The 5,904-nt window shown below is 66.2% G+C and carries 4 protein-coding genes; all 4 read left to right on the top strand.

The window, feature by feature from the left end; all coding sequences use genetic code 11:
• Positions 1–217: 217 nt before the first annotated feature.
• The 4 genes from ACY0I8_RS15515 to ACY0I8_RS15500 all read left to right on the top strand — a co-directional run bounded on the left by ACY0I8_RS15515 (position 218) and on the right by ACY0I8_RS15500 (position 5,790).
• On the top strand, positions 218–1,948 hold the full coding sequence (locus ACY0I8_RS15515; RefSeq protein WP_461395462.1) for a formate--tetrahydrofolate ligase: 1,731 nt from the start codon (positions 218–220) through the stop codon (positions 1,946–1,948).
• A 76-nt stretch (positions 1,949–2,024) separates the two neighbouring features.
• Entirely contained in the window at positions 2,025–3,980 is a 1,956-nt protein-coding gene (locus tag ACY0I8_RS15510) for an ASKHA domain-containing protein (protein ID WP_461395461.1), read from the top strand.
• Between the two features lie 39 nt (positions 3,981–4,019).
• Positions 4,020–4,775, top strand: coding sequence for an ATP-binding protein (locus ACY0I8_RS15505; protein WP_461395460.1), 756 nt, complete (start codon positions 4,020–4,022; stop codon positions 4,773–4,775).
• 64 nt (positions 4,776–4,839) lie between these two features.
• Positions 4,840–5,790: an acetyl-CoA decarbonylase/synthase complex subunit delta gene (locus ACY0I8_RS15500; protein ID WP_461395459.1), complete on the top strand. Its 951-nt coding sequence runs from the start codon at positions 4,840–4,842 to the stop codon at positions 5,788–5,790.
• Positions 5,791–5,904 lie beyond the last annotated feature (114 nt).

Below are 5,904 nucleotides of genomic sequence, written 5' to 3'. Positions count from 1 at the left end.
TGGGGTTCGGCGAGGGGTTACCGAAGGGCTTTGGCCGCACTCCGCGGGTGCTGCGTCACAGCATCCCAGTCGTGTCCTCTCCCCGAACGGACCTTCGTTCCAGGTCTGCCCCGCACGGGATCCCCCGCGGCGGAACCGGGTTCCGCCGCGCTTCAGCAAGGGTTGCCGACGTTTCCGTCCAGGCCCGTTCGGGCCCCAGAGCAAAGGGAGGAGAACCATGGCGAAACTCGAACCCCGGCACGTCCCGTCCGACCTGGAAATCGCCCAGAACCACAAGATGAAGCACATCCGGGAGATCGCCGAGAAGGCCGGCATCCTGGAGGACGAGCTGGAGTACTACGGGAACTACAAGGCCAAGGTCGATTACGCCAAGGTCCTGGAACGCCTCAAGGACCGGCCCGACGCCAAGCTCATCGACGTGACCGCCTGCACCCCCACCCCGCTGGGGGAGGGCAAGACCGTGACCTCCATCGGGCTCAACGAGGGCCTGAACTACATCGGCAAGCGCTCGATGCTGTGCCTGCGCGAGCCCAGCCTCGGGCCGGTGTTCGGCATCAAGGGCGGCGCGGCCGGCGGCGGGTACTCCCAGGTGGTGCCCATGGAGGACCTGAACCTCCACTTCACCGGCGACATCCACGCCGTGTCCATCGCCCACAACCTGTGCGCCGCTGCCCTGGACGCCTCGCTCCTGCACGGCAACCCCCTGAACATCGACCCCCTCACCATCGAGTGGCGCCGGGTCGTGGACGTGAACGACCGGGCCCTGCGGCAGATCGTGATCGGCCTCGGCGGCAAGCTCAATGGCATCCCGCGCGAAAGCGGCTATGACATCGCCGTGGCCTCAGAGGTGATGGCCATCCTGGCCCTCGCCACCGACCTCAAGGACCTGCGGCAGCGGATCGGCCGGATCGTGCTCGGGTACACCTACGACGGCAAGCCCGTGACCACCGAGGACCTTCAGGTGGCCGGCGCCATGACCGTGCTCCTCAAGGACGCCTTGAAGCCCAACCTGATCCAGAGCCTCGAGGGCAACCCGGCCCTCATCCACGCCGGCCCGTTCGCCAACATCGCTCACGGCAACAACTCCATCGTGGCCGACAAGGTGGCCCTGAAGCTCGGGGACTACGTGGTCACGGAGTCCGGGTTCGCCGCCGACATGGGCGCCGAGAAGTTCATGAACATCACCTGCCGCTACGGCGGGTTCAAGCCCGACTGCGTGGTGATCACCTGCACCGTGCGGGCTCTCAAGATGCACGGCATGCCCTACGAGAAGATCGCCAGCATGACCCCGAAGCAGCTCGCCGAGTTCCTGAAGGGCGAGCACTACGATTACCTCGAAAAGGGCATCGAGAACCTCGAGGCCCACATCGAGAACATGCGCAAATTCGGCGTGCCGGTGGTGAACACGATCAACAAGTTCGCCTTCGACCGGGACGACGAGGTCAAGATGATCCAGAAGCGGGCCGAGGCGGCGGGCGCCCGGGCCTCGGTGCCGATCGAGGTCTGGATGCACGGCGGCGCCGGCGCCGAGGACGCGGCCCACGAGGTCGTGAAGGCCTGCGACGAGCCCAGCAACTTCAAGTTCCTCTACCCGGACGACTGGTCCATCAAGCAGAAGATCGAGATCATCGCCAAGGAGATGTACGGGGCCGACGGCGTGGACTACATGCCCGCCGCCGAGGAGAAGATCAAGCGGTACACCGAGCTTGGCTACGACAAGTTCCCGATCTGCATGGCCAAGACCCACCTGAGCCTCAGCCACGACCCGACCTTGAAGGGCCGGCCGCGGGGCTTCCGGGTGCCGGTGCGGGACATCCGGGCCAGCGTGGGCGCCGGGTTCCTGTACCCGCTTCTCGGTGAGATGCGCACCATGCCCGGGCTCTCGGCCGACCCGGCCTACCGGTACGTGGACATCGACGAGAACGGCAAGATCAAAGGTTTGTTCTAACTCCCTTCGTTTCGGTTCCGGACAACGGGGGAGGGGGCCTCCCCCTCCCCCGTTTGTCCTTTTTCGAGGGACGGCTTTGCCCGAGCGCCGCTATACGGTCCGGTTCGAACCCGATGGCGTGTCCATCGACGTCTACCGCGAGGCGGAGAATCTCCTCCGGGTCGCGATGGTCGCCGGCGTGCACGTCAACGCCTCGTGCGGCGGGGCCGGCACCTGCGGCAAGTGCAAGGTCCGGATCCTCGAGGGGGAGTACCGCTCCAAACCCTCCTCGAAGCTCTCCCAGGACGAGTGGGCCAAGGGGTACCGGCTGGCCTGCCAGACCGAGATCCTCGGCGACCTCGTGGTCGAGGTGCCGGTGGAGTCCCGGTACGAGAAGGACGTCCTGGGCCGCCGGCCCGAGCACGTGCTCCGGGCCGCCAAGTTTCAGCGGGAGTACGAGGGTATCGCGCCGGAACCGGCGGTGGCCAAGTACTACGTGGAGCTCCCGCCCCCCACGGCCGACAACAACATGTCGGACATGGGCCGGCTTGGCCAGGCCCTGAAGCGCGAGTACGAGCTCGACAAGATCTCCACGGATTACACCGTGCTCCCCGGCCTTCCCTCGGTTCTCCGGGAGGGGGACTGGAAGGTCACGGCCACGGTGATGCACACCCACCGGAGCCACCGGATCGTCCGGGTGGAGCCGGGGGACACCCGCTCGAAAACCCTGGCCCTCGCCATCGACGTGGGCACCACCACGATCCACGGGGCGCTCCTCGACGTGACCACCGGGGGGGAGGTGGCCCGGGCCGCCGACTACAACGCCCAGGTGTCCATGGGCGAGGACGTGATCACCCGGATCATCGCGGCCCTGAAACCCGGCGGCCTCGATGCGCTCCAGAAGCGGGCGGTCAAGACGATCAACGGCGTCCTCAAAGAGCTTTTGAGCAAGGCCGAGGCCGAGGCGGGCGATATCTCCCACGCGGTGTTCGCCGGGAACACCACCATGACCCAGCTCCTGCTGGGGGTGAACCCCAAGTACATCCGGGAGGCGCCCTATGTGCCGGCGGCCAACTTCTTCCCGCCGTTCCGGCTGGCCGACCTGGGCATCCAGGTGCCGCCCCACGTCATGGGCTACGTGATGCCCTGCGTGGCAAGCTACGTGGGGGGCGACATCACCTCGGGGGTGCTGGCCACAGGGATGCACACCGACCCGCGGCTCACCCTGTTCATGGACGTGGGCACGAACGGCGAAATCGTCATCGGGAACCAGGACTGGATGGTGTCCGCGTCGGCCTCGGCCGGACCGGCGTTCGAAGGGGGTGGGGTCAAGTTCGGGATGCGGGCCACCTTCGGGGCCATCGAGCAGGTGCGGATCAACCGGGAGAACCTGGAACCCATGATCCTCACCATCGGCCAGGTGCCGCCCAAGGGCATCTGCGGGTCGGGTATGATCGACTGTCTGGCGGAGTTCATGGAGGCCGGAGTCATCAGCCAGAACGGCAGGTTCAACCGGGAACTCGCGGGCCGCACGAACCGGATCCGGGAGGGGGAGAACGGCTGGGAGTACGTCCTGTGCTGGAAGGACGAGACCCAGATCGATCAGGACATCACGATCATCGAGCCCGACATCGACAACCTGATCCGCACGAAGGGCTCGATCTACTCGGCCTGCTCGGTGCTCTTGAAGAGCGTGGGGCTCCACTTCACCGACATCGAGCGGATCATCATCGCGGGGGGGTTCGGCCAGTTCATCGATGTCGAGAAGGCCATGGCCATCGGGCTCCTGCCCGAGACCGATCCGGAGCGGGTGTCCTACGGCGGGAACACCTCGCTCACGGGGTGCCAACTGGCGGCCCTCTATCGCGACAAGATCGACGAGGCCGAGCAGATCGCCACCATGATCACGAACATCGAGCTCTCGGCCTCCAACATGTACATGGAGGAGTACGTGGCGGCGCTGTTCCTGCCCCACACCCGCATGGAGGAGTTCCCGCGGGAGGCCGAGCGGCTTCGCCTGGCCCAGCAGGCGTTGGGAGGGTCGAGGGCCTAGCCGACGACCGCAGGCGGTCGCCCCTTACAGAGGAGTTCCATGGGATTCAACATTGCCGTCGCCGGGAAGGGCGGCACCGGAAAAACCACCGTGGCGGGTCTCATCCTGCGCCACCTCGTGGAGCGGGGCGAGGGCAGGGTGCTCGCCATCGATGCCGACGCCAACATGAACCTCAACGAGGTCCTGGGCCTCGAGGTGCACCAGACCATCGGCCAGATCCGCGAGGGGCTGTCCAACGTGCCCGCCGGCATGACCAAGGACGCCTACATCAACTATAAGACCCAGGAGTGCCTGATCGAGGCCGACGGGTTCGATCTGATCGTGATGGGCCGGCCGGAGGGGCCGGGGTGCTACTGCTACGCCAACACCCTGTGCAAGAAGTACATGGACGAGATCGCGGACAACTACCGGTACGTGGTGCTGGACAACGAGGCGGGCATGGAGCACCTGTCACGCCGCACCACCCACAACATGGATCTCATGTTCGCGGTGACCGACTCGTCGGTGCGGGGCATCCAGGCCGCCGGCCGGATCCGGGACCTGGTGGACGAGCTCAAGCTCAACATCGGGCGGATCGCGGTCATCGTGAACCGGATCGACGGGGAGCTCCCCGAGGCCACCCGGGCCGAGATCGAGCGGCTGGGGCTCGAACTCGCCGGGGTGGTGCCCAACGACCCCAACGTGTACCAGTACGACCTGGAGGGAAAGCCCACGTTCCAGCTTCCGGCCGACTCGGCTGCGGTGCGGGCGGTGGGCGAGATCCTGGAGAGGTACCTGCCCAAGGGGGCGGGATAGTCGACCTGGGGACCTTCGTTTTGGACCACGGCCTACGGGCCACTGGGCGAAAGGAGCGGTAGTCATGGCATTCGAGTTCCCCAAAGACAAGTACAACGGCAAGATCGTCGAGGTCACCATCGGCGCCGGCGACAAGGCCCGCACCGTGGGTGGCGAAACCGCGATGCCCCTGTGCAACTTTGAGGGCGAGTTCCCGAACCGCCCGCTGGTTGCCATGGAGGTGTACGACAAGGCCGAGGTCTGCGACGGCTGGGCGCCGGCCTGCAAGGAGCCGTTCGCCGATGTGATGGGCGACCCGGTGGCCTGGGCCAAGAAGTGCGTCGAGGAGTACGGTGCGGACGCCATCTGCCTCCAGCTCGCGAGCACCGACCCCAACGGCATGGACACCCCGGCCGACGAGGCCGCCGAGCTGGCGAAGAAGGTGGCCGAGGCCATCTCCGTGCCCCTGATCGTGTGGGGCTGCGAGAACGACGAGAAGGACGCCGAGACCCTGGCCAAGGTGGCCGAGGTCTGCGCCGGCATGAACCTGGTGATCGGGCCCGCCAAGGAGGGGAACTACAAGAAGATCGGCGGCGCGGCCATCGGGTACGGTCACGTGGTGGTCCAGCAGACCCCCATTGACGTGAACATGGCCAAGCAGCTCAACATCCTCCTGAACAACCTGGGCGTGCCCATGGACAAGATCCTGATGGACCCCCAGATGGGCGCCCTGGGGTACGGCATCGAGTACTGCTACACCGTGATGGAGCGTGACCGTCTCACCGCCCTCAAGCAGGGCGACGAGAAGATGCAGTCCCCGCTCATCCTGGACGTGGGCAAGTACACCTGGAAGACCAAGGAGGCCTCGGTGTCGGCCGACGAGGAACCGGCCTGGGGCGACGCCAAGGTCCGGGGCATCCTGTGGGAGACCATCTCGGCGGTGGACGTGCTGGCGGCCGGTGCCGACATCCTGATCCTGCGCCACCCCGACTCCGTGCGGGTTATGAAAAAGATCATCGACGAGCTCATGGCCTAAGGGCCCTGGGGAAACCACCGAGGGAGGAAAACGGTTATGGCGAAGCTTCGCGAGATTCAGGACGTAACGATCTGTAAGTCGACGGCGGAGATGGTGAAGAAGGCCCGGGAGGCG

The organism is Deferrisoma sp. (genome assembly GCF_054681715.1).
Note: the sequence above shows the minus strand (reverse complement) of the source record. Positions and strands in the feature narration are given on the sequence as shown.